At 72.9% G+C, this 23,769-nt stretch carries 22 protein-coding genes; 11 read left to right on the top strand and 11 right to left on the bottom strand.

Annotated features, from left to right (window positions below):
* Positions 1 to 15 precede the first annotated feature (15 nt).
* The gene (locus N912_RS0130785; protein WP_028925414.1) at positions 16 to 594 is read right to left on the bottom strand and encodes a peptide deformylase; all 579 of its coding nucleotides are present in this window, start codon (positions 592 to 594) and stop codon (positions 16 to 18) included.
* 141 nt (positions 595 to 735) lie between these two features.
* Here N912_RS0130785 and N912_RS0130780 point away from each other — a divergent pair, with 141 nt between their 5' ends.
* The 3 genes from N912_RS0130780 to N912_RS0130770 are packed head-to-tail and all read left to right on the top strand — an operon-like array spanning position 736 to position 3,132.
* Positions 736 to 1,032 (top strand): DUF3263 domain-containing protein, encoded by a 297-nt coding sequence (locus tag N912_RS0130780; protein WP_028925413.1) that lies wholly within the window; start codon positions 736 to 738, stop codon positions 1,030 to 1,032.
* An 11-nt stretch (positions 1,033 to 1,043) separates the two neighbouring features.
* A complete protein-coding gene (locus N912_RS66560; protein WP_051581041.1) occupies positions 1,044 to 1,928 on the top strand; it encodes a LytR C-terminal domain-containing protein in 885 nt (294 codons plus the stop codon).
* 13 nt (positions 1,929 to 1,941) lie between these two features.
* Complete coding sequence (locus tag N912_RS0130770; protein ID WP_245645520.1) at positions 1,942 to 3,132, top strand: low temperature requirement protein A; 1,191 nt, start codon at positions 1,942 to 1,944, stop codon at positions 3,130 to 3,132.
* Here the strand turns inward: N912_RS0130770 and pssA are convergent.
* The 3 genes from pssA to moeA all read right to left on the bottom strand — a co-directional run bounded on the left by pssA (position 3,106) and on the right by moeA (position 6,580).
* Positions 3,106 to 4,122, bottom strand: coding sequence for a CDP-diacylglycerol--serine O-phosphatidyltransferase (gene pssA, locus N912_RS0130765; RefSeq protein WP_028925410.1), 1,017 nt, complete (start codon positions 4,120 to 4,122; stop codon positions 3,106 to 3,108). The genes N912_RS0130770 and pssA overlap by 27 nt on opposite strands.
* Before the next feature lie 3 nt (positions 4,123 to 4,125).
* Complete coding sequence (locus N912_RS0130760; RefSeq protein ID WP_028925409.1) at positions 4,126 to 4,857, bottom strand: phosphatidylserine decarboxylase; 732 nt, start codon at positions 4,855 to 4,857, stop codon at positions 4,126 to 4,128.
* Positions 4,858 to 5,320: 463 nt separating this feature from the next.
* Positions 5,321 to 6,580 (bottom strand): molybdopterin molybdotransferase MoeA, encoded by a 1,260-nt coding sequence (gene moeA, locus N912_RS0130755; protein ID WP_028925408.1) that lies wholly within the window; start codon positions 6,578 to 6,580, stop codon positions 5,321 to 5,323.
* A gap of 101 nt (positions 6,581 to 6,681) precedes the next feature.
* Between moeA and N912_RS0130750 the strand changes: the two genes are divergently transcribed.
* Together N912_RS0130750 and groL are read left to right on the top strand one after the other, a co-directional pair.
* Positions 6,682 to 6,885, top strand: a complete 204-nt coding sequence (locus N912_RS0130750) for a cold-shock protein (RefSeq protein ID WP_028925407.1) — start codon at positions 6,682 to 6,684, stop codon at positions 6,883 to 6,885.
* Between the two features lie 333 nt (positions 6,886 to 7,218).
* Complete coding sequence (gene groL, locus N912_RS0130745; RefSeq protein ID WP_028925406.1) at positions 7,219 to 8,844, top strand: chaperonin GroEL; 1,626 nt, start codon at positions 7,219 to 7,221, stop codon at positions 8,842 to 8,844.
* A 210-nt stretch (positions 8,845 to 9,054) separates the two neighbouring features.
* Here groL and N912_RS66555 read toward each other — a convergent pair whose 3' ends face one another.
* Both N912_RS66555 and N912_RS0130735 read right to left on the bottom strand, forming a co-directional pair.
* On the bottom strand, positions 9,055 to 9,390 hold the full coding sequence (locus N912_RS66555) for a hypothetical protein (protein WP_028925405.1): 336 nt from the start codon (positions 9,388 to 9,390) through the stop codon (positions 9,055 to 9,057).
* A gap of 45 nt (positions 9,391 to 9,435) precedes the next feature.
* Positions 9,436 to 10,407: a helix-turn-helix transcriptional regulator gene (locus tag N912_RS0130735; protein ID WP_028925404.1), complete on the bottom strand. Its 972-nt coding sequence runs from the start codon at positions 10,405 to 10,407 to the stop codon at positions 9,436 to 9,438.
* 64 nt (positions 10,408 to 10,471) lie between these two features.
* On the opposite strand from N912_RS0130735, the gene N912_RS0130730 reads away from it, so the two are divergent.
* The gene (locus tag N912_RS0130730) at positions 10,472 to 11,074 is read left to right on the top strand and encodes a TIGR03086 family metal-binding protein (protein ID WP_028925403.1); all 603 of its coding nucleotides are present in this window, start codon (positions 10,472 to 10,474) and stop codon (positions 11,072 to 11,074) included.
* On the opposite strand, the gene N912_RS65950 is transcribed toward N912_RS0130730, so the two are convergent.
* The 3 genes from N912_RS65950 to N912_RS0130715 all read right to left on the bottom strand — a co-directional run bounded on the left by N912_RS65950 (position 11,055) and on the right by N912_RS0130715 (position 13,148).
* Positions 11,055 to 11,480, bottom strand: coding sequence for a PspC domain-containing protein (locus N912_RS65950; protein WP_084211363.1), 426 nt, complete (start codon positions 11,478 to 11,480; stop codon positions 11,055 to 11,057). The two genes, N912_RS0130730 and N912_RS65950, sit on opposite strands and share 20 nt — an antisense overlap.
* A 73-nt stretch (positions 11,481 to 11,553) precedes the next feature.
* Positions 11,554 to 12,381, bottom strand: a complete 828-nt coding sequence (locus N912_RS0130720) for an alpha/beta fold hydrolase (RefSeq protein ID WP_028925401.1) — start codon at positions 12,379 to 12,381, stop codon at positions 11,554 to 11,556.
* Positions 12,378 to 13,148 (bottom strand): SDR family NAD(P)-dependent oxidoreductase, encoded by a 771-nt coding sequence (locus N912_RS0130715; protein WP_028925400.1) that lies wholly within the window; start codon positions 13,146 to 13,148, stop codon positions 12,378 to 12,380. Before N912_RS0130715 ends, N912_RS0130720 begins: the two co-directional genes overlap by 4 nt.
* 163 nt (positions 13,149 to 13,311) lie before the next feature.
* Between N912_RS0130715 and N912_RS0130710 the strand changes: the two genes are divergently transcribed.
* Positions 13,312 to 14,742 carry a hypothetical protein gene (locus tag N912_RS0130710; RefSeq protein WP_037067487.1) on the top strand — a complete coding sequence of 477 codons (1,431 nt, stop codon included), beginning with the start codon at positions 13,312 to 13,314 and terminating at the stop codon, positions 14,740 to 14,742.
* A 63-nt stretch (positions 14,743 to 14,805) separates the two neighbouring features.
* Here the strand turns inward: N912_RS0130710 and N912_RS0130705 are convergent, their stop codons facing one another.
* Positions 14,806 to 16,458, bottom strand: a complete 1,653-nt coding sequence (locus N912_RS0130705; protein WP_028925398.1) for a DNA repair helicase XPB — start codon at positions 16,456 to 16,458, stop codon at positions 14,806 to 14,808.
* A 387-nt stretch (positions 16,459 to 16,845) separates the two neighbouring features.
* Between N912_RS0130705 and N912_RS55765 the strand changes: the two genes are divergently transcribed.
* The 4 genes from N912_RS55765 to N912_RS0130685 are packed head-to-tail and all read left to right on the top strand — an operon-like array spanning position 16,846 to position 21,434.
* Complete coding sequence (locus tag N912_RS55765; RefSeq protein WP_156994158.1) at positions 16,846 to 19,749, top strand: sensor histidine kinase; 2,904 nt, start codon at positions 16,846 to 16,848, stop codon at positions 19,747 to 19,749.
* 46 nt (positions 19,750 to 19,795) lie between these two features.
* Positions 19,796 to 20,215, top strand: a complete 420-nt coding sequence (locus N912_RS0130695; RefSeq protein WP_028925397.1) for a roadblock/LC7 domain-containing protein — start codon at positions 19,796 to 19,798, stop codon at positions 20,213 to 20,215.
* A gap of 6 nt (positions 20,216 to 20,221) precedes the next feature.
* A complete protein-coding gene (locus N912_RS0130690; protein WP_245645518.1) occupies positions 20,222 to 20,842 on the top strand; it encodes a DUF742 domain-containing protein in 621 nt (206 codons plus the stop codon).
* Positions 20,823 to 21,434 carry a GTP-binding protein gene (locus N912_RS0130685; protein ID WP_028925395.1) on the top strand — a complete coding sequence of 204 codons (612 nt, stop codon included), beginning with the start codon at positions 20,823 to 20,825 and terminating at the stop codon, positions 21,432 to 21,434. The genes N912_RS0130690 and N912_RS0130685 overlap by 20 nt, the downstream gene beginning before the upstream one ends.
* Here N912_RS0130685 and N912_RS0130680 read toward each other — a convergent pair.
* Complete coding sequence (locus N912_RS0130680; RefSeq protein ID WP_028925394.1) at positions 21,431 to 23,746, bottom strand: helicase-associated domain-containing protein; 2,316 nt, start codon at positions 23,744 to 23,746, stop codon at positions 21,431 to 21,433. The genes N912_RS0130685 and N912_RS0130680 overlap by 4 nt on opposite strands.
* Positions 23,747 to 23,769 lie beyond the last annotated feature (23 nt).

The following is a 23,769-nucleotide window of genomic DNA, read 5'->3' as shown; positions in this document are numbered from 1 at the left end:
TGGGTGTGCGAGCGGCTAGTCGGTGGCGGGCTCGGCAGATTCGGTGGCGGGGTCCCAGGAGAGGCCGGGGACGCCCCAGCCGTGGCGCTTGAGGGTTTTGCGGGCGGCGCGGTCGTGGCGGCCGACCAGGCGGTCGGTGTAGATGATGCCGTCGAGGTGGTCGGTCTCGTGTTGGAGGCAGCGGGCGAAGAAGCCGCGGCCGGCCACCTCGACGGGGTTTCCGTCCAGGTCGACGCCGGTGACCTTGGCCCAGTCCGCGCGGCCGGTGGGGAACTGCTCGCCGGGCACCGACAGGCAGCCCTCCCAGTCCTCGTCGGGGTCCGGCATGGTCTCGGGGCGCTCGGAGGTCTCCAGGACCGGGTTGACCACCACCCCGCGCCGGTTCGCGCGCAGCTCCTCGTCCGGGCAGTCGTAGACGAAAACACGCAGGTCGACGCCCACCTGGTTGGCGGCAAGGCCCACCCCCTGAGCGGCCGCCATGGTCTCGAACATGTCCTCGACCAGGGTGCGCAGCTCGTCGTCGAACTCCGTGACCGGGCGGGTGGGTGCGTGCAGCACCGGGTCGCCGATGATGCGGATAGGGCGGACGGCCATGCGTCGGACCCTATCGATACTGTGCGCCGTCGCCCGGGGGTGCGTCGGTCCCACGGGCCGTCGGGCAGCCGTGATCTAATGGCCGACGAATTACATCAGTGTTGTTCTAGCCGTTCGTAACCGACCGGTCGAGGTGCGTGCATGGACTCCGTCAGGATGCTCCCGGGATTGTCGAACTCCGGCGCTGAGCTGGAGCTGCGGGAGCGTGAGATCCTCGCCTTCGAAGGGCAGTGGTGGAAGTATGCGGGTGCCAAGGAACAGGCGATCCGCGAGCTGTTCGACATGTCAGCCACCCGGTACTACCAGGTACTCAATGCCCTGATCGACAAGCCCGCCGCGATGGCCGCCGACCCGATGCTGGTCAAGCGGCTGCGCCGGCTCAGGACCAGCCGCCAGCGGACCCGCGCGGCCCGCCGCCTCGGGGTGGATGCGCGCTGAACGGCGCCGGTATGGACCAGGACCCGGAGACCGAGGTGCTCGAGCCGGAGCCGCCGCCCGGGGGCGGTGGCCCGTCGCCGCTGCGCCTCGGTGGGTTCGTGCTGCTCGGCGTGGCCGCGGTGTCCGCCGTGGTCGGCCTGGTCTCGCTGGCCGGCGGCGGTGAGAACGCCGCGGCCGCCCCGCCGGTGAGGCCCGCCCCGACCTCGTCGCCGACGCCCGCGCCCCCTCCGCCCCTGGCCGCGCCGCCCGTCGCCCCGGCCCCCGCGCCGACCACGCCGCCGCCCGCAGCGCCGCCCACCGCGCCGCCCACCGGACAGCCGCAAGCGGGCCAGGCGCCGACCGGGCAACCGCAGCCGGGCCAGCCGTCGACCGGACAGCCGCCCGCCGCGGCACCGACCACGCCGGCGCCGACCACGCCCGTACCGGCCACACCGGCCCCGGGCATGGGGTCCACCCAGGCGCCCGGCGTCCCCACCCACTCCCCGGGGCCGCTCGCCGCGCCCCCGACCACGCCCGCTCCGCACGCGCAGAAGCCGCTGCCCGGCGCCGGCCTGCCGGACGACAGCAGCGGCACCGGCGGCATCGGCGGCGGCAAGGGCGTGGCGGCCGCCAAGGCGCCCGTGCGGGTGTACAACAACAGCCTGATCAGGGAGCTGGCGCAGCACGCGGCCGCCGACTTCCGGGCCTCCGGCTGGAAGGTCACCGACGTCGGCAACTACCCGTCCGGCATCATCCCGACCAGCACGGTCTACTACCGCCCCGGCACCGAGGAGCAGGCAGCCGCGCAGTCGCTGGCCAACGCCTTCGGCCTGCAGGCGCAGCCCAGGTTCCCCGGCATCGCGGACGCGGACCCCGGCCTGATCGTCATCGTGACCAAGGACTACCAACGACGCTAGCCGGGGGGCACGCGTGACCGACCACGGACCGAGCCGCGTCGGAATCCCGTGGATCAGGCGGATGCTGGCCAGGGACGCCGCCCAGCCGCACCGCGCGTCCACCCCGCTGGAGCTGTTCTTCGACCTGTGCTTCGTGGTCGCTGTCTCCCAGGCGGCCGGGCGGCTGCACCACGCGCTGGTCGAGCAGCACGTCGGCGCGGGCGTGCTCGGCTACCTGATGGTGTTCTTCGCGATCTGGTGGGCGTGGGTCAACTTCAGCGCGTTCGCCTCGGCGTACGACACCGACGACGGGCTGTACCGGGTCACCACGATGGTGCAGATCGCCGGCGCGCTGGTGCTCGCGTCCGGGGTGCCGGCCGCGCTGGACAGCCGCGACTTCACGGTCATCACCGCCGGCTACGTGATCATGCGGCTGGCCCTGGTGGCGCAGTGGCTGCGGGCGGCCAGGTCGGACCCACCGAGGCGGACCTGCGCGCAGCGGTTCGCGGTCGGGATCACGCTCGTGCAGGTGGGCTGGGTGGTCCGGCTGCTGCTTCCCGGCGCGTGGGGGATGGTCGGGTTCGCGGTGCTGGTCGTCGCGGAGGTGGCGATCCCGGTCTGGGCCGAGCGCGCCGGCCCGACCACCTGGCACCCCGAGCACCTCGCCGAACGCTTCGGCCTGTTCACCCTGATCGTGCTCGGCGAGGTGGTGCTGGCCGCGACCACCGCGATCCAGGAAGGTCTGGCAGAAGGCGAGCACGTGGGAGCGCTGCTCGGGCTGGCGGCGGCCGGCATCGTGATCGTGTTCTCCATGTGGTGGCTGTACTTCGACGACCCCACCCCGCGCCCGCTGACCTCGCTGGGCCTGACCCTGACCTGGGCGTACGGGCACTACCCGATCTTCGCCTCGGTGGCCGCCGTGGGCGCCGGCCTGGAGGTGGCGGTCGCCTTCGACACCCGCCGCACCGGGCTGGACCCGCTGACAGCCGGCTGGGCGACCGCCGTGCCCGTCGCCGTCTTCGTCCTCGTCGTCTGGCTGCTCGAGATCCGCCCCCGCCCCGGCGTCGCGCCCCTGAACTTGGCCTACCCGCTGGTGGCGCTGGCCGTGCTGGTCTCACCGTGGACCCACGCCCCGATCCACGTGACCGCCGTGCTCCTGGCCGCCCTCGTGATCACCAGCACCGTCGTCAAGGGCCGGTCAGCGCGGGCGGCGGATCTTGCGTAGGCCCAGCCGGCGGAAGCGCCGGTCGCGGGGCGTTCCCGTGCCGTCGGCCTGGCCGTTCACGCCGGCGGCGTCGACCTGGCCGTTCGCCTCGCCGTTGCCGTTCTGCTCGCGGCGGCGGCGGGGGTAGTTGAGGGCGGCGGCCCTGGCACGGGCGGCGCCCGCGACCCGGCGGCGCAGCGGCGGGCGGATGCCGGGCGGGCGGGTGCCGCGCAGGGCGCGCACGGCGGCCCGCCGTTGGCGCGGCGCGATGAACCAGGCCTCCGGGTGGCGGCCCAGCCAGCGGTACCGGTACACGGCGTAGGGCAGGTGCGCGAGGTAGACCAGCACGGCCAGCGCGAGCGCCAGGAACGGCACGGTGATCAGGGCCGCGCCGGCCAGCCCGACCAGGACCAGCAGCGGCGCGATGAACTGCGCGGGCACCCGGACGGTCTTCATGGACAGCGTGCGCAGCCGGCTGACCATCAGCGCGGCCACCAGCAGCGCCCAGGCCCCGACCAGCGCCGGCGAGGACCAGAAGCCCTGCCCGAACTGCAGCTCCAGCAGCAGCGGCGTAACCGCCAGCAGCGCGGCGGCCGGGGCCGGGACGCCGACGAAGAACTCCTTGTCGTACGGCGGCTGCTCGGTGTCGTCCAACAGCGTGTTGAACCTGGCCAGCCGCAGCGCCGCGCACACCGCGAACACCAGCGCCACGATCCAGCCGAGCTGGTTGCCCTCCAGCCGCCAGACGAACAGCACCAGCGCGGGCGCCACCCCGAAGGACACGCAGTCGGCCAGCGAGTCCAGCTCGGCGCCCATCTTGCTGGTGGCGTCCAGCATCCGGGCGATCCGGCCGTCCAGGGCGTCGAAGATGGCCGCGACGGTGAGCGCGGCCACGGCCAGCTCGTAGCGGGCGGCCAGGGCGTACTGCACGGCGGACAGCCCGGCGCACAGCGCCAGCACGGTGATCGCGTTCGGCAGCAGCCGGATGCCTCGGTAGGCGGTGACGGGCATCGGCTACGCCCCTCCCGGGCTCGTTTCTGGAAGCTCGGCCAGCACCGTCTCGCCGCCGATGGTGCGCTGTCCGGGCGCGAGCAGCACGCGGCTGCCGGCCGGCAGGTAAGTGTCCACGCGAGACCCGAACCGGATCAACCCGTAGGTCTCCCCGGCGGCGACCTCGGCGCCCTCGGTGACGTCGCAGACGATCCGCCGCGCCAGCAGGCCGGCGATCTGCACCACGCCGATCCGGTGCCCGTCGGTGCCGCGCAGCAGCATGGACGAGCGCTCGTTGTCGTCGCTGGCCTTGTCCAGGTCGGCGGACAGGAACTTGCCGGGCCGGTAGACCACCCGCTCCACCCGGCCGTCGCACGGGATGCGCTGGACGTGCACGTCGAGCACGGACAGGAACACGCTGACCCTGGGCACCGGCGCGGCCGGCAGGCCGAGCTCCTCGGGCGGGCTGGCGTCCTCGACGGTGGCCACCGTGCCGTCCGCGGGTGCCACCACGATGCCGGCGCGGTCCGGGGTGACCCTGGCGGGCTCCCGGAAGAACGCGGCGGTCGCGGCGGTGGCGGCCAGGCCGAGCAGGGTGCCTCGGCCGGTGATCGCCCTGGCCAGCACGGCGGCCACGCCGACGCCGGCCACCACGGGCCGGCCGCCGGGGTGCATGGGCGGGATCGCGGCGCGTACCAGGCTCACGAAGTGGCCGAGCCCGGCCGGGGTGGGAGGTTCGGGGTCTACGGAAACCATCGGGCTGTGTCGAGTCCTCCTGCGAGGGCGACCCTGCGCGGCCACCCGGCGCCCACGGTACGCCGGGCCGGCCGCCGGACCGGCGGGGGCGGGAAAGGTGATCACCTTAACGTTGGGGGCAACCCGGGCGGCGACATAAAAAGGCCGGGGCCGCCATCCCCCGAGACAGCGACCCCGGCCGTGGAACCGCTCGTCCGCTCCCCAGCGACAAGCGGTAGGTCCTTCGTGAGTTGGGGTTACCCACCGTGCGTCAAATTATTCCCGAGCGCCCGCTCGGTGGTCCAGAGCAAACAGAGGAAACCCTCTCTACATGGACCGTTCGGACGAACGCTGTACTGATATCGACGCGCGAGAGGGTGTAAATGTTGCCACGAAGAGGTGTGTCCTTCGTCACACTCTAGGGAGCGAACGGCCGTAACGCTGCGTGTAACTCAGAGTTACATCGGTGGCATTTGACACTAGATCAGCGCTCAAGCAGCCAAACGTCGACTTCGGAGCCCTCCTCGTGGAGCTGGTCGTCCTCGCCGAGCACGATCAGACAGTTCGCCCTGGCCAATGCCGACAGCAGGTGCGAGCCGGGGCCGCCCACGGTCCGCACTGTGCCGGCCGTCGTATCGAGCTCCCCCCGACGGAACTGTCGCCTACCGGCCGGTGAGCGCAGCGTCTCGGCCAGCCGCGCTCGCACGATCGGCCTATACGGTGCCGGATGGCCCATCGCGCTCCGTAGCGCCGGGCGGACGAACACCTCGAAGGACACCTGTGAGCTGACCGGGTTACCGGGAAGTGTCACAACGGGTGTCTCGTCACCGGGTGTGATCACCGAACTGTCCGCTCGGGCAGCGCCGCTCGCCGCACCGGCCAGGCCGCTCACCCTTCCCGCCCCCTGCGGGCCGCCCGGCTGCATGCCGACCCTGACGAACTCCACGCCCCGGCTCGCCAACGCGTCCTTGACGACCTCGTAGGCGCCCGCGCTCACGCCGCCGGAGGTGAGCACCAGGTCAACCCCGTCGCCGCGAGAGATCCGGTCGGCGAGCACGGCCAGGAACTCCTCGACGTCGTCCGGCACGAACCGCAGCTGTTCGGCGATCCCGCCGGCCTCGGTCACGGCGGCCGCGAGCATGACGCCGTTCGACTCGTAGATCTGCCCGTGCGCGAGCGGCTCGCCCGGCGCGACCAGCTCCGAGCCGGTGGACAGCACGAGCACCCTCGGCGGGCGGCGGACGCGGACGGTCGCGGTGCCCACGGCGGCGGCGAGCCCGAGCTGCGCGGCGCCGAGCACGGTGCCGGCGCGGAGCACGAGCGTGCCGGCCTCGGCGTCCTCTCCGGCCCGGCGCACGTGCGTGCCCTCGGACACGGACCTGTCGATGCGGACGGTCTCGGTGCCGCCGTCGGTGTGCTCGACCTGCACCACGGCGTCCGCGCCCGGCGGCATCGGCGCGCCGGTCATGATCCGGTGCGCGGTGCCGGGCTCCAGCCTCGGCGCGTCGGTGCGCCCGGCCGGGATGTCCTCGGCCACCGGCAGCCGCACCGGGGCGTCCGCCACGTCCTGCGCGCGGACCGCGTAGCCGTCCATCGCGGAGTTGTCGAACGGGGGCAGCGCCACCGCCGCGCGCAGGTCCTCGGCCAGCACCAGGCCGAGCGCGTCGGCCAGCGGGCGGGCCTCGACAGGGGTAGGCGGGAGCAGCGCGGCGACCACCGCGCGATGTTCGTCAACAGTGCGCACGACAGGCATCCTGCCCTCCCGGAACGTGAGATGGTCACCTCGGGAGGGGGCCGAATCTGTTGTAGCGTCGGGGTGTTCGTCCGCAACAACAGGAGGATGCCGTGGCCCAGGGCACGGTCAAGTGGTTCAACTCGGAGAAGGGCTACGGCTTCATCGCGACAGATGGTGGCCCCGACGTCTTCGTCCACTACAGCGCCATCCAGATGGACGGCTTCCGGACCCTCGAAGAGGGCGACCGGGTGGAGTTCGAGACGACGGCCGGTCGCGATGGCCGTAGCCAGGCGGAGGGTGTGCGCCGGCTCTAGGGTCACGAAGTTGGCCGAGTACGCGCGAGGGGCCCGCCACCGGGCCCCTCGCTCGCGACCGGACCCAGCCCGTCCGCGAGAACCGCCCGCGAGTCGCGGGTTTCAGCACACCGAGTCGCGGATTTCAGCACACCCGACCGGTCCCCGGCGGAGCCTGTCGCCTTGCACTCGCAGGGGGAGAGTGCTAAACACGGCAGTGGCACTTGCTGGCACTCGTCAGCGCCGAGTGCCAACTCAGGTCGGGTCGGTGAGATCGAGCGCAGGGTTGCCGATCGTCCGTCGCGGGCGCCGTCGCCGGCCGTCGTGTCATCCCTACCGGAGGACCACACCGCAATGGCCAAGATGATCGCGTTCGACGAGGATGCGCGCCGCGGGCTCGAGCGCGGCATGAACACCCTCGCCGACGCCGTCAAGGTGACGCTCGGCCCGAGGGGCCGCAACGTCGTGCTCGAGAAGAAGTGGGGCGCGCCGACCATCACCAACGACGGCGTCTCCATCGCGAAGGAGATCGAGCTCGAGGACCCGTGGGAGAAGGTCGGGGCCGAGCTCGTCAAGGAAGTTGCCAAGAAGACCGACGACATCGCCGGTGACGGCACCACCACCGCCACCGTGCTGGCCCAGGCGCTGGTGCGGGAGGGGCTGCGCAACGTCGCCGCCGGTGCGAACCCGATGGCGCTGAAGCGCGGCATCGAGAAGGCCACCGAGGCGGTCGCGCAGGAGCTGCTCAAGACCGCCAAGGAGGTCGAGACCAAGGAACAGATCGCGGCCACCGCGTCGATCTCCGCGGCCGACAAGGCGATCGGTGACCTGATCGCCGAGGCCATGGACAAGGTCGGCAAGGAAGGCGTCATCACCGTCGAGGAGTCGCAGACCTTCGGGCTGGAGCTGGAGCTCACCGAGGGCATGCGCTTCGACAAGGGCTACATCTCGCCCTACTTCGTCACCGACGCCGAGCGCATGGAGGCCGAGCTGGAGGACCCGTACATCCTCCTGGTCAGCTCCAAGATCTCCACGGTGAAGGACCTGCTCCCGCTGCTGGAGAAGGTCATGCAGGGCGGCAAGCCGCTGGTCATCATCGCCGAGGACGTCGAGGGCGAGGCCCTGGCCACCCTCATCGTCAACAAGGTGCGCGGCACCTTCAAGTCGGTCGCCGTGAAGGCGCCGGGCTTCGGTGACCGCCGCGAGGCGATGCTGGCCGACATGGCCATCCTCACCGGCGGCGAGGTGATCAGCGAGAAGATCGGCCTCAAGCTGGAGAACACCGACCTGTCGCTGCTGGGCCAGGCCCGCAAGGTCGTCGTCACCAAGGACGAGACCACCATCGTCGACGGTGCCGGCGACGCCGACCAGATCGCCGGCCGGGTCAACCAGATCCGCGCCGAGATCGAGAAGAGCGACTCCGACTACGACCGCGAGAAGCTGCAGGAGCGCCTGGCCAAGCTGGCCGGCGGTGTTGCGGTGATCAAGGCCGGTGCCGCCACCGAGGTGGAGCTCAAGGAGCGCAAGCACCGCATCGAGGACGCGGTCCGCAACGCGAAGGCCGCCGTCGAGGAGGGCATCGTCGCCGGTGGCGGCGTGGCCCTGCTGCAGGCGGGCGCCAACGTGTTCGACGGCCTCGGCCTGGACGGTGACGAGGCGACCGGGGCGAACATCGTCAAGGTCGCGCTGGAGGCTCCGCTCAAGCAGATCGCCGTCAACGCCGGCCTCGAAGGTGGCGTTGTGGCGGAGAAGGTGCGCAACCTTCCCGCCGGCGAGGGCCTGGACGCGGCCACCGGCGAGTACAAGGACCTGGTCAAGGCCGGCATCATCGACCCGGCCAAGGTCACCCGGTCCGCGCTGCAGAACGCGGCTTCGATCGCGGCGCTGTTCCTCACCACCGAGGCAGTGATCGCGGACAAGCCGGAGAAGGAGAAGGCTCCGGCCGGTGCTCCAGACATGGGCGGCGGCATGGACTTCTAAAATCGCGCCCAGGCACGCCCCTCGCGGCGTTCTCGCTCCCTCGCGTGCTGTGTCGCCGCGGCCCGGCTAACTGGCCGGGCCGCCCGATCCGCGCCAAGGCGCGGCACGCGTCGGTCGCTGCGGCCTTGCGATGGACGCACCTGGACACGATTTCCGCTGTGCTAAAGGGGGCGGTACCGGTTTTGCCGGTACCGCCCCTTTTGGCGTGCGTCAGGCCGTCAGGATGCTGATCACGAGGATGAGTACGGGCGGCAGGTAGAAGAGCAGGCAGATGGCGAGCCTGTTGCGGACGCCGGTGGGGGTGGGGGCGCGGCGGGTCCAGGTGGCGATGGCTACGGGGATGAGCAGGGTGGCGGCGCACATGGCGGTGAACAGGTAGGCGTCTTGGGCGCAGGCGGTCGCTTGAGGGCTTGGGCCGGGGTCGTAGCACATGGCGGAGAGGGCGAGCGCGAGCAGGCCGCAGTAGGTCAGTGCCAGGGACAGGGCGGTGGCGGCTAGTAGGGCGAGCGCCCAGGTCGCGGTGTGTCGGACGGTTGGCTCGCGCATGGTGATCGAGCGTATGAGCGGTTGAGCTGGGACGAATCCGTAGGACTACGTGTGTGCGGTCATGACTTGGGTGGCGCGGGCGGCCAGGGCGGCGCGGAGTTCGGGTGGGGAGAGGGCTTCGGCGTGGGGGGCGAGGGTCCAGAGGGCGGACTCGGCGTGTTGGAGGTCGCCGAACTCGGCGTCGAAGGTGAGCCAGGTGGGGTCTTTGGTGGGGACGGGGGTCAGGGTGAGGGCGGCGTTGGCCAGGTGGGGGTGGCGGGTGGGGCGGATTCGGGTGCGGACGGTGAGGCGGGCTCGGGCGGAGCGGAACTCGGTGCGGCGGCGGTGCCAGAGGGCTTCCAGGTCTACGTCGTTGGGGCGGTGGGCGGGTTCGTCCAGTTCGACGGCTTCGGTGATGCGGGATACGCGGTAGGTGCGGTCCTGGCCGTTGCGCAGGGCCAGGAGGTACCAGCGGCCGGCGGCGCTGACCAGGCCTATGGGGTCGACTGTTCGCCAGGTTGGGGCGCCTTTGGGCGGCGGGGAGCCGGGGGGTTCGGCGGGGCGGTAGCGCAGGCGCAGGCGGCGGGCGGTGAAGACGGCGTGTTGGAGGGCGGGTAGGGCTGGTTCGGGGGTGGGGTCGGCCAGCCAGCCGCCGGGGCGGACCAGGACGCGGTCGGCGGCGGTGGTGGCGTTGGGCCTGGTGGTGGCGGGGATTGCGGCGATCACTTTGCGCATGGCGGAGGCGAACGCGGGGCCTAGGCCTAGGGCGTCGGAGGTGGCTTGGGAGCGGGCGGTGAGCAGGGCGACGGCCTCGTCGGGGGTGAGGCCGGTGAGGTCGGTGGAGAAGCCGGCGAGCAGGGCGTAGCCGCCGTCGCGGCCTCGGTCGGCGTAGACCGGGATGCCGGCGGCGGACAGGGCGTCGACGTCGCGTTGGACGGTGCGGGTGGAGACCTCCAGCTCGCGGGCCAGGGCGGCGGCGGTCATGCGGCCTCGGTTGCGCAGCAGTAGGACCAGGGAGAGCAGTCGGTCGGCGCGCATGGGTGGAAGGGTTTCATGGATATACGACAGGGGGTGTCGTATTTAGGGGGGCAGGGTGGCGGGCATGACGAACACAGAGCTGACAGATCCCCGTCCGTACTACCGGCGGGCGCTGGCTTGGACGCACGGGTTGATGAGCGGGGTACGGGCTGAGCGGCTCGGTGATCCGACGCCGTGTACGGAGTTCGATGTGCGCGCGCTGCTCGGGCATCTGGTCACCACGGTGCGGCGGGCGAAGGTGATCGGTGAGGGCGGGGATCCGTTCACGGTGCCGGTGGTGGTGACGGGGGTGGCGGACGATGGGTGGGCGGACGCTTATGCGGAAGGCGCCGCGAAGCTGTGGACGGTGTGGGATGACGACCGGATGCTGGACGTTCAGGTCACGGCGCCGTGGGCGACCATTCCGGGGCGGGTGGCGGTGTGGGCGTATCTGAACGAGACGCTGGTGCACGGGTGGGACCTTGCGGTGGCCACCGGGCAGGGCTCGGAGGCGGATGCCGATCTTGCCTTGGCCACGCTGGAGGCGGCGGCCGGCTTCCTGCCCGCCGAGCCGCGCGGGGGGCACGTCCCGTTCGCGCCGGTGGTGGAGCCGGCGCCGGGTGCGGGACCGACCGAGCGGCTGGCGAACTGGTCGGGCCGCCGGCTCGTCAGTCCTCTTCGGGCATGAGGATCCAGCAGGCGATGTAGAGCACCACGCCGGCGCCGAAACCGAGGACGGTGGCCAGCACCAGGGCGAGCCGGATGATCGTCACGTCGACGTTGAGCAGGTCGGCGAACCCGCCACAGACGCCGGCGATCATCCGGTTCGACTTGCTGCGCCGCAGGCGGGTCGGGGTGCTCGGTTCGGGAGTTGGGGTGGGGGCCGGGGGTGGCGGGGTGTCGGTTCCCGGCGGCGGGGTGGTGGCGTCTACGGGCGGTGTCGACGCGTCCGCCGGTGGCGTGGTGTCGGGTCCCGGTGTGGTGTCGGGTTTTGGCGTGGTGGCCGGGGTTTCGGTGGTTGGGGATTCGGTGGTCTCGGTTGGTGCGGTGTCCTGCTGGGGGGTGGACTTCTGGTTCGAGGCGGTCTCGTTCATGGGATCGAGGGTGCCGGTGACGGGGCGCGCGGGCCTCAGGGCGGCACCCGGATCCGTCCCTGATCGCCAACCCTCAGTCGGTCGGGTGGAGACCCTGGGCGTGGGCGCGGATGAGGTCGGCGAACGCCCGGGGGTGGCTCAGGTGTGGGGCGTGGCCGGCGCCGGGGACGACGTGTCGGCGAGCGGTGGGGATGGCGGCGGCCACCAGCTCGGCGACCGGGGCGTAGGCGGGCGGGCTGGCGTCGCCGTGGCTGATCCCGATGCGGTGCGGGTAGGAGGCGAGCAGCTCGGGGCGGACCGAGAGGCGGTCGGGGTCGCGGGACTGGTCGAGCCAGGTGTCGGCGTGCGCCACGCAGGTCTCGCGGATCTCTGGGGTGAACAGGTTCTCCCAGGTGTCCGGGCCGAACGCGGCGGTGTTCACGAAGTGTCGGACGCCCTCCTCGACAGCACCGGAGGTGATCAGGGCGGCGGCCCGCGCGAGCTGTTCGGCGGCCCGCTCGGCCAGCGGCAGCGTCGCCGGGTCGTCGCGGAGCAGGGCGAACAGCGGCGGTTCGTGGACCAGCAGGCCGCCGGTCAGCTCGGGGTGGCGGGCGCCGAGCAGCAGCGTGGTGGCCGAGCCGTAGGAGTGGCCGACCACCAGCGGTTTCGTCAGCCCCAGCGCGGAGATCAGGCCGGCCAGGTCGTCGCGGTCCTCGCCGATCCGGCCCTGGCCGGGCGGGCAGGTGCTGGCGCCGTGGCCTCGGCGGTCGTAGGTCACGACCTGGTACGAGTCGGCCAGCAGCGGCACCACCCGGTCCCAGGCGCGGTGGGTGTCCAGCGAGCCGTGCACCATCACGATCGGCGGCCCGGAGCCGGTGACCTGGACCGCGAGCTCCACGCCGTTCGTCGCGATGCGGGTCACACCAGCACCTGCCCGCCGTCGACGACGATGGTCTGGCCGGTCACGAACGAGCTGGCCGGCGAGCACAGCCACAGCAGCGCGCCGAGCAGGTCGTCGGGGGCCATCTCGCGCTTGATAGAACGTCCTAGCGCGGCGTTCGCGACGTACTCCCGGCCGCTGACCCGGTAGGACGCCTCGTCGCTGACCAGGCCGGGGGCCAGGCAGTTCACCGTGATCCCGAACTCGCCGAGCTCCTTCGCCGCCGCGCGGGTGAGCCCCTCGACGGCCGCCTTGGACGTCACGTAGTGCAGGAAACCCGGGGTGCCGGCGCGCGCCGTGGACGAGGAGACGTTCACGATCCGCCCGCCGCCGCCCGCGCGCATGGCCGGCAGGACCGCCCGGATCGCCTGCCAGACGGCGCGCACGTTGACGGTCAGCACCCGGTCCCAGTCGGAGTTGTCCAGCTCCCACAGCGGGCGCTTGTGGCCGAGGTCCGCGTAGACCGCCGCGTTGTTGACCAGCGCGTCCAGGCCGCCGAACCGGTCGCGGGCGGTCGACACCATCCGGGCGAGATCGTCGTCGTCGGTGATGTCGGCCTCGGTGAACACCGCCCGCCCGGGTCCGGCGGCGGTGGCGCGCTCGGCGGCCGCGATGCCCGCCGGGGCGGCCACCGGAAGGTCGACGGCCAGCACGGACGCCCCGGCCGCACTCAACGCCGCCACATACGCCGCCCCGATCCCCCCGCCCGCACCCGTGACCACCGCAACCGAACCGGACACCGAACTCATGAAGGCTCCTCACCGTCGAGGTTACGCAGAGCAAAGCGCGTTCTCACCGGCCCGGGCTATGGGCAAGGTGCACATTAACCCGCCCACGACCAGTGCGCTTGCTCCAGTTCTCGCAAGCTCAGGCACCCCTACCGTTCCAAGAATCTCAACGGGGAGGTATCGCGTGGGACTGACCTGGGCGCACTGGATCTACCTCGCCGGCATCGCCCTGCTGATCGGGCTGGTGCTGTTCAAGAAGAACGTGGTCGGTCCGGCGATCGTGGCCACGTTCCTCACCGCCGCCGTCGCGACCGGCAGCGCGGTCACCGGGATCGGCGCGGTGTTCCGGGCGGCGATCGCGGCCACCACCGAGCTGCTGCCCATATTCTTGATCATCGCGATCATGACGTCGCTGATGCGGGCGCTGCGGGCGGCCGGCGCGGACGAGCGGATGGTGTTGCCGTTCCAGCGGTTGATGCGCGGCGGCCGCACCGCCTACCTGGTGCTCGCCGCGTTGACGTTCGCGCTCTCGCTGGTGTTCTGGCCGACCCCGGTGCTGCCGCTGCTGGCCGCGATCCTGGTCCCGGCGGCGCTGCGCGCGGGGCTGAGCCCGATGGGCGCGGCGGTCGCCATCGCGGTGGCCGGGCAGGGCATGGCGCTGTCCTCGGACTACATCCTGGGCGTGGCGCCGGGGCTGTCCGCCAGGGGCGCCGGGGTGCCGGCCGGCGTGATCGCGGACCGGGCGATGGTGATCTCGCTGGTGGTCGGGGCGGTGGCGCTGGGCGCGGCGTACGCGTTGACGGTCCGCCGCACGCTGGTCCGCGACGCGCAACGGGCTCCCGAGGTGCCGGTCGCCGCGAGCCCCGGATCCGGCGGCGGTGACCTCGGCGACCTCGGCGACGACCCGCCGATCAGCGGGCGGCGGTCGCGCGCGCTTGCGGTCGCGGTGCCCGGCTGTTTCGGCGCGCTGCTGGCGTTCATCCTGCTCGGCCGGTTCACGTCGCTGGTGCCCAGGCTCGACGACGGTGCCGCCGCGCCGCTGGTGGGCGGGACGGCGGCGCTGTTGCTGGTCGCCACGGCGGCGGTGACGAACCGCTCGGACTGGCACGAGCGGGCCTGCGAGCATTTCGTGGACGGGACGTCGTTCGCGTTCCGGGTGATGGGCATGGTGATCCCGGTGGCCGGGTTCATCTACGTCGGCCTCGACGACTTCTCCGGCAAGATCCTCGACCTGCCCGAAGGCCCGCACCTGCTGCGCGACGCGGTTGCCGTCGTGTCCAGCGGGATCCCGCACGACCGGCTGGTCGCCCCGTTCGTCATGCTCGTGGTCGGCATGATCCTGGGCCTGGACGGGAACGGCTGGCCGGGGCTGCCGTTCACCGGGACGCTGGCCGCCGCCCTGGGCGGCGCGAGCGGTGCCGACCCGGCCACCCTGGCTGCGGTGGCGCAGAACGGCGCGACCTGGGTGGGCGGCGGCACCCTGGTGGTCTGGTCGACGCTGATCGCGGTGGCCGGGATCACCGGCGTGTCCGTGATCGACCTGGCCCGCAGGCTGTTCGTCCCGGTCGTGGCCGGCCTGCTGGTCGCCACCACGGCGGCCGCCGTGCTCTGGTGACCCGACCCGCGGACCTGACGAAATCCGCGACTCACCCTGGCAAAATCCCCGACTCGCGGGCGGTTAGACCACAGGCGGGCCGAGCAGGTCGTCGGCGTCCATGATGCGGTAGGCGTAGCCCTGTTCGGCCAGGAAGCGCTGGCGGTGTGCGGCGTACTCGGTGTCCAGGGTGTCGCGGGAGATCACCGAGTAGAAGTGGGCCTGGCGGTGGTCGCCTTTGGGGCGGAGTAGACGGCCCAGGCGTTGGGCCTCCTCCTGCCGGGAGCCGAAGGTGCCGGAGACCTGCACGGCCACCGACGCCTCGGGCAGGTCGATGGAGAAGTTGGCCACCTTGGACACGACCAGCCTGGGGACCTCGCCCCGGCGGAACGCGTCGAACAGCGCCTCGCGCTCCTTGTTCTTGGTCGAGCCCTCCACCACCGGGCAGTCCAGGTCCTCGGCCAGCTCGTGCAGCTGCTCCAGGTAGGCGCCGATGACCAGCGCGGGCTCGCCGGGGTGCTGGTCCAGGATGGCGCGCACCACGGGGACCTTGGTACGGGCGGTGGCGCACAGCTTGTACCGCTCGTCGGCCTCCGCCGTGGCGTAACCCAGGCGCTCGGCGTCGGTCAGGGTGACCCGGACCTCGACGCAGTCGGCCGGCGCGATCCAGCCCTGCTGCTCGATGTCGCGCCACGGGGCGTCGTAGCGCTTCGGTCCGATCAGGGAGAACACGTCGCCCTCCCGGCCGTCCTCGCGGACCAGGGTGGCGGTCAGCCCGAGGCGGCGGCGCGACTGCAGGTCCGCGGTCATCCGGAACACCGGCGCGGGCAGCAGGTGCACCTCGTCGTAGACGATCAGGCCCCAGTCCCGGGAGTCGAACAGCTCCAGGTGCCTGTATTCCCCGCGAGACTTGCGGGTCATCACCTGGTAGGTGGCGATGGTGACCGGGCGGATCTCCTTGCGCTCGCCGGAGTACTCGCCGATCTCGTCCTCGGTCAGGCTGGTGCGGGCGACCAGCTCGCGCTTCCACTGCCGGCCGGCCACCGTGTTCGTGACCAGGATCAGCGTGGTCGCCTGCGCCTCGGCCATCGCCGCCGCTCCGACCAGCGTCTTGCCGGCGCCGCAGGGCAGCACCACCACCCCGGAGCCGCCGGCCCAGAACCCGGACACCGCGTCGCGCTGGTAGTCGCGCAGCGTCCAGCCGTTCTCGCGCAGCTCGATCGGGTGGTGTTCGCCGTCCACGTAGCCGGCCAGGTCCTCGGCGGGCCAGCCGACCTTGAGCAGCGCCTGCTTGAGCCGCCCGCGCTCGGACGGGTGCACCAGAACCGTGTCGTCGTCGAGCCGGGTGCCGAGCAGCGGGGCGATCTTCTTCTGCCTGAGGATCTCCTCAAGCACCGCGCGGTCCAGCGAGACCAGCACCAGGCCGTGCACCGGGGACTTGACCAGCTGCAGCCGGCCGTAGCGGCCCATGGTGTCCACCACGTCGACCAGCAGCGGCTGCGGCACGGCGTAGCGGGAGAAGCGGACCAGCGCGTCCACCACCTGCTCGGCGTCGTGCCCGGCGGCGCGCGCGTTCCACAGCGCCAGCGGGGTGACCCGGTAGGTGTGCACGTGCTCGGGCGCGCGCTCCAGCTCGGCGAAGGGCGCGATCGCGGCGCGGGCCTCGGCGGCGGCCGGGTGCTCCACCTCGAGCAGCAGCGTCTTGTCGGACTGGACGATCAGCGGTCCGTCGGTCACGGACGTTCCTTTCCGCCGGGATGACGGCGGTAGTAGTTCATGGACATGCCGAAGGATGCAAACGCGAAGCGGCTGTCACGTCTTCCCCACGGGTAGAGTAGGAGACTCTTTACACCCCGCTATACTTTGCGCCCTCAAGACGCACTACCGCCAGCAAGATCATACTCCCGTTGATCTTGGGCTCCCCGTTTCTGCTCGGTGGGCGTGTCGAAGATCGACGGGAGGTGTCGGTTCGGGGGAACCTACGGGTGAACCGGCGCACTGCGGAGCGCCGAGGGTTGTCTGGCGGTGTGCGGGGGAGGCGCTGAGGTGACAGATGTGACGGCACCCGTTCGCTCTGGGCGGTTACAACCGCGTAACTGGCCTTTGCCGATCAAGCTTGCGGCGGTGCTGTTGGTGCCGACGTTGCTCGGCCTGACGCTGGGCGGACTACGGATCGCCGACCGCACCCACGACGCGGGTTCGCTGGCCGCGCTGGACAGGTATGTCCTGCTGCGGGACAAGGCGTCCACGGTGATCGCCCAGCTGCAGAAGGAACGTGATCAGGCCTCTGTATTCGTCCAGGAGAACCGGGTGGGCGATCGCGGGGCGATCCGCGACGTGGCCGCCGCGACCGACGGCGCGCTCGGCGACCTGGCCCTCTCCGTGGGCGACCCGACCAGCATGGCCGGCGCCCCCGCCACCGCCTACCAACAGGCCAAGCAGAACCTGGACGGGCTGGAGCCGGTGCGTGGTCAGGTGGCCGGCGGCGGGATCGACGCTCCCGCGGTGATCGCCCGCTACACCGGCCTGATCGAGCCGATGACGGTGTTCGCTACCTCGCTGGGCCGCCAGCTCGCCACGCCCGCGCTGGCCGGGCTGTCCGCCGCGCTCGCCGAGCTGGACGTGGCCCGCGAGCAGGTCGCGCTGGAGCATGCGGTGCTCGCGGTGGCCGTCGCACGCTCCGAGATGCTGCCCTCCGACGCGGACGCGGTGCGGGCCACCGACGCCAGGCTGAACTCCGCGCTCGGCCAGCTGCGGGCCAGCCTGGACGCCGACCAGCAGGCCCGCTTCGCCGGCTTCGCCACCGACACCGCCAACGGCGAGCGCCAGCGGCTCAAGCAGTCGGCGCTGAGCCGGGTGAACAGCCGGGGCCAGCTCGGGCTGGGCGCGAAGGAATGGGACGACGCGTCCAACTCCGTACTTGAGCAGATGCGGACCGCCGAGACCGCGCTGCGCGACGAGATCAAGGCCACCAGCGCCGCCCAGCAGGAGGACGCGCGCAACGCCGCCGGCATCGACTCGGTGATCCTGCTGCTGACCATGCTGGCCGCCGCGACGGTGGTGTACCTGATCGGTAAGTCGCTGCTCAAGCCGCTGCGGCTGCTGCGGCGCACCGCGCTGGACGTGGCCGACCGCCGGCTGCCCAAGGCGGTGGACAGCATGCGCGCCGGCGAGGTGCCCAACGTCAACATCAAGCCGGTCCCGGTGACCAGCACGGAGGAGATCGGTCAGGTGGCACGGGCGTTCGACGCGGTGCACGGGCAGGCGGTCCGGCTGGCCGCCGAGCAGGCCACCCTGCAGACCAGCGTCAGCGGCATGTTCGTCAACCTCTCGCGGCGCAGCCAGGGCCTTGTCGAGCGCCAGCTACGGCTGATCGAGCGGCTGGAGCGCAACGAGCAGGACGCCGAGCAGCTCGACAACCTGTTCCAGCTCGACCACCTGGCCACCCGCATGCGGCGCAACAGCGAGAACCTGCTGGTGCTGGCCGGCAGCGAGCTGACCAAGCGCGGCGGCGCCTCGGTGCCGGTGGTGGACGTGCTGCGCGCCGCGGTGTCCGAGATCGAGCAGTACAAGCGGTGCGTCGTGCAGCAGCCGCCGAGCGGGCAGGTCAGCGGCCGCGCCGCCAGCGACCTGGTGCACCTGATCGCCGAGCTGCTGGACAACGCCACCAGCTTCTCCCCGCCGGAGACCTCGGTGGTGATCACCAGCAGGTTCCTGGACGACGGCGCGATCCGGGTGGAGATCGTGGACAGGGGCGTCGGCATGGCCGGCGAGGAGCTGATCACCGCGAACAACCGGCTGGCCGGGCCGAGCGTGGTGGACGTCTCGGCGTCGCGCCGGATGGGCCTGTTCGTGGTCGGCCGGCTGGCCCACCGGCACGGTGTGAGCGTGCAGTTGGCCAGCACCGAGTCCGAGCGTTCGGCCGTCGGCGGCAGCGGGGTGACCGCGTCGGTGACGGTGCCCGCCGAGCTGATCACCGCGGCCGCGCCGGGCCGGGGCGGCGACGGCTCGGGCCTGGCCGGCGCCGGTGGCGGTGCCGGTGCCGGGATGGCCAGCCGGGGCGCCGCCGCGACGGTGGCCGTCCAGGTCGCCGAGCGGACCGCGCTGGTCGGAGCGGCCGCCGGCCGGGTGAACGGGGCGTCCCGCAACGGGCACGGCCCGGAACCGACCCACCTCGAGCCCGGCCCGACCGAGCCCGCCCCGCCGGACACCGTTTCGGCGGACACCGGCTGGGCCGACGCGGTGCGGGCCGACGCCGGCTGGGCCGACGCGGTTCCCTCCGACGGCGGGCTCGGCGACTCCGGCTCCGGCTCCGACGCCCCGCCGTCGGATGCGCCCCCGCTGCCCCGGCGCACGGCGGGCGCCTCGCTGGCCGGCCGCTTCGACCAGTCCGGACAGCCGAGGCAGTCGCAGCAGCCACAGCAACAGCCGCCGCCCCCGCCGCCCGCGCAGCCACCACCCGCGCAGCCACCACCGCCCGCGCAACCACCGCGCGGGCAGACGCCGCCCCCGCCCACCCGGGGCTCGCAGCAACCGCGCCAGCCCGGCCCGCCACCGCCGCCACCTCCGCCCCCACCCTCGTCGCTGGACGGCGGCAGCGGGCCGGCGCGCGGGCTGGACGACTCGCCGATCTTCGAACAGATGGCCTCGGCGTGGTTCCGGGACAACTGGCAGACCCCGGGCAACGGACCCGACCAGGCCGAGGACGGCCCCGAGCAGGCGGTCGCCGACTCCGGGTGGAGCGCCCCCGACGGGTCGCTGCTGAGCCCGATGCCGGAGGAGGAGCAGAACACCGCGACGACCCGCGCCGGCCTGCCCAAGCGCAAGCCCAAGTCGCACCTCATGCCCGGCGGGTCCGTCGAGGGCGGCGCGGTGCCGGCCTCCGCGGTGCCGGCCCGCAGCGCCGAGCAGATCAGGGGCCGGCTGGCCAGCTACCAGCGCGGCGTTCAGCAGGGCAGGCAGGCCCGGCATCGCGCCAAGGAGCCGGGTGAGGAGTCCAACGGCCGCGACGGCGGGGGCGACCCGTGAGCGCGCCGATGGGTTCATGGCTGACGAGAGACAGCGAGGAGTACGCGTGACCGAGCAGGCCCATCCGAACCAGTTCGGTTGGTTGGTCAACGGCTTTGCCGAGCGGGTGCCCGGCGTGGCGCACGCGGTAGTGGTGTCGGCGGACGGCCTGCTGCTCACCGCGTCGGCCCGGCTGCCGCGCGACCGCGCCGACCAGCTCGCCGCCGTGGCATCCGGCCTGGTCAGCCTGACCCATGGGGCCGCGCGCTGCTTCGAGGCGGGCGGCGTGGTGCAGACGGTCGTCGAGATGGAGCGCGGCATCGTCCTGCTGATGTCCATCAGCGACGGTTCCTGTCTGGCGGTACTCGCCTCGCCCACCTGCGACATCGGGCAGATCGGGTACGAGATGACGCTGTTGGTCGACAAGGTCGGTAGGGTCCTGACCCCCGAGCTGCGAGCAGGGCTGCAGGGTTCCCTGGGGCGGTGAGACGCGGTGACGAACGATCCTGACGGCGACGAGCGGTGGCCTCCCGAACCCACCTTCGCCGACGTGATGAACGGCTTCAGCTTCGGCAGCAGCCGGGGCAGGCGCCGGCGGCGCGGGCGGGACCGCGACGAGCCTGAGGAGGGCGAGGAGGCCGAGCCGGTGGGCGAGGTGTCCATCCCGGTGCGCGCCGAGCTGCCGTTCCCGGAGCTCGCGCGCTCGGAGCCGGAGGAGCCGGCCTCCGGGGGTCTGGTGCGGCACGAGGAGGTCCCGCTGCCGCCGCTCGAGTCCGGTTCCTCGGCGGTCCGCCCGTACGCCTGGACCGGCGGCCGGACCAGGTCCGGCTACCACCTGGAGATCGAGACCCTGGTGTCGACCAGCCCGAAGGGCCTCGAACACCTGGACATGCTGCAGTACGAGCACCGGTCGGTCGCCGAGCTGTGCGAGCATGCCCGTTCGGTCGCCGAGGTGGCCGCGCTGCTGTCGGTGCCGTTGGGGGTGGCGAAGGTGCTGCTCGGTGACATGGCGGGGCTCGGGTTGGTCTCGGTGCATCAGTCGGTCAGCGGGAACGGGAACGCTCCAGACTTGGGTGTGATGGAAAGGGTGCTCAGTGGACTCCGCCGTCTCTAGCTCGTCCCGGCCGTCCCGGCCCACGGCCACGACGGCGACCACGTCGGCGAAGATCGTCGTCGCCGGCGGCTTCGGCGTCGGGAAGACGACGTTCGTCGGCTCGGTCTCCGAGATCGTGCCGCTGACCACCGAGGCGGTGATGACCGAGGCGAGCGCGGGCGTGGACGACCTGCGCCAGACGCCCAACAAGCGGACCACCACCGTCGCGATGGACTTCGGCCGGGTGTCGCTGGACTCCGACCTGATCCTCTACCTGTTCGGCACGCCCGGCCAGCACAGGTTCTGGTTCATGTGGGACGACCTGGTGCGCGGCGCGATCGGCGCCGTGGTGCTGGTGGACACCCGACGGCTGGCCGACTGCTTCGCAGCCGTGGACTTCTTCGAGGACCGGGGCCTGCCCTACCTGGTGGCGCTGAACCGCTTCGACGGCGTGCTCGCGCACCGCCGCGACGACGTGCGGGACGCGATGTCGATCGACCCCATGGTGCCCATGGTCGACTGCGACGCCCGCGACCGCACGTCGGTCAAGCTCACCCTCATCGCCCTGGTCGAGCACGCCATGCGGCGGTGGGTGACGCACGCACGGTCCTAAGGCTGTTCCTCGGGCGCCGGCTCGCCGTCGACGACCACGGCGGACGTGATGCGGTGCAGCATGAACCGGCGCAGGTCGCCCTGGGCGCGGTCGTATCCCTCCAGCACGCCGCCGCCGACGCTGACCGGTTCCACGATCCGCCGGCTGGCCACCCCGAGCGAGTTGACGTAACCGATCCACACGCTGCGCCGCTGTCGCGCGGCCTCCTGCAGCAGCTCCAGGGTGCGGTGGTTGCCCGCGTCGGCGCCCGAGCGGCGCAGCTGGTCCGCCGAGGGCGCCATGGTCGCGGCGTGGTCACCGGCGCGGATCGCGGCGACCAGCGCCGCCAGCCGGTCCTCGTCGGGCGTGGGCAGGGCGGCCGACCTGGAGCCGGACGCGCGGGGCTTGGCCGCGATCCGCCGCCCGCGCGGGCGCAGGTCGAGCACCGTGCCGTCGCCGGCCTCGGCGGCCGGGCTGAACCCCTCGGCCCGCAGCCCGTCCAGCAGCTGCGCCAGCGGCAGCTCGCTGACCAGCACGGTCGGCGCGATCCGGCGCAGCTCCCAGTTCTCGGCGGACGGGTGCGCGAGCACCTCGGAGAGCAGCACCTCGTCGTCAGCGCGCAGGAACGACCGGGCGGTGCCGCCGCGCAGCCGCCCGTGCCGGCGGGCCACGTCGTCGATCAGGTACGTCAGCCCCTGCGGCACCGGGGTGGCCGAGCGGGTGGCGAACAGCTCGTGCAGCTCGGCCGGGGCGCGCCCGGTGTCCAGCGCGCGCAGGATGCTGGCCTCGGTGATCCGGTAGACGGTGGCGCCGCCGGCCGACTCCACGTCGGCGACCAGCGACATCTCCTCGGCCACGTCGGCGCGCAGCGGGCCGGGCGCGACGGCCGTCAGGTCGGCCTGCAGCAGCACCTTGTCCACCGGCTCGGGCAGCGCGGCGCGCAGCGCGGCCAGCACCGGGGCCGGGTCAGCGCTGGTCAGCAGCGCGCGGCCGGGCGTGGACAGCGCGCCGAGGGCGACCACGCCGAGCAGCGTCGCCTCCGCGATCGTCCAGGTCACCAGGTCGTCGCGGATCCGGCCGCCGCGCCGGGGCGCGCGCCAGGCCAGCACGGCGGCCAGCTCGGTCTCGGCCTTGATGCCGCGCCCGGCGGGCAGCTCGGACGCCGCGTCGAGCACCCGGCGGCGGTCCCTCGGCGCGAGCGGGCGGCGCAGCTCGTCGGACAGCGGCCCGAGCACCCGGTCCGCGTCGTCGCGCTGGCCGATCAGGCCGGGCAGCCGTGGCAGCTCCAGCCACGCCCTGGCCAGCGCCAGCCAGCGCTGCTCCGGCCCGCCGGCGGCCCACAGGTCGACCTGCGTGGTCGGCACCCACTCCGAGCCGCTGGCGCTCTCCGAGTCCGCGATCAGCCCGGCGGCCACCACCACCTCGATGACCAGGCCGGCCTCGCTCTCGGTGAGCCCCAGCTCGCGGGCCGCCTTGCGCAGCTCGCGCACGCCCAGCCCGCCGGAGCGCAGCACCGGTGGCGGCTCCGCCGACCAGGCCGCGACCAACACGTCGACCTGGCGCAGCAGCTCCAGGACCGCGCCGGACGCGGTGCCGTCCACCCGTTCGGGGCCGTGGTCCACGGTGGCCAGCTCCGGCGTGGCGGGCACCAGCCGACCCAGTGGCGCCGGCCCGCGCAGCGCGAGCCCGACCTGGCGCGGCAGCTCGACGGTCTCCGGGTCGACCCGCAGCAGCAGGCCCCTGCCGATCAGCCGCTGCACCACCCCGGCGCCGGACGCGCGGCTGCGCCCGATCGGCGGGCCGGCGGCCAGCGCCTCGAGCACCCGCAGCTCCTGCTCGGGGGTGTCGGCCAGCATCCGCGCCAGCTCGTCGGGGTCGGCCACCGCCTCGGCGGGCCGGCCCAGCCCTCCCGGGTAGCGGGACACCACCTCCAGCGCGGCCGGCACCAGCCTGACCCCGTTCTCGTCGCGGTCGTCCCAGGCCAGCGCGCGGTAGCGCAGCGCGTCCAGGGCCTCGTCGAGCCGGGGGCCGGTCAGCTCGGCGGACGGGTCCTCCGGCGCGGAGCGGTCGATGCCGAACAGCGCGTCCAGCCGTTCGACCGGCACCGGCCCGGTGTCCGCGCCCGCCACCACCAGCGCTTCGAGCACGGCCAGCGTCCGGGTGTCGAGGTCCTCGCAGGCGCGGTTCACCGATGCGCGGATGCCGGCCCTGGTCGCGAGCACGGTCATATCGGCGGGTGGCGGCACCGCGAGGTCGGGGCGCAGCCGGAGCAGGGTCGCAAGCGTTGCGTCGTCCCTGGCGCGCAGCCAGTCGAGCAGGGAGATGCCGGCCATCATGTCCACGGTAGCCTTTGCCT

The sequence above is a fragment of the Actinospineispora acaciae DSM 45401 genome, from assembly GCF_000620785.1.
GTDB lineage: Bacteria > Actinomycetota > Actinomycetes > Mycobacteriales > Pseudonocardiaceae > Pseudonocardia > Pseudonocardia acaciae.
The sequence above is the reverse complement of the archived record's forward strand: the minus strand, read 5'-3'. Positions and strand labels throughout refer to the sequence as shown.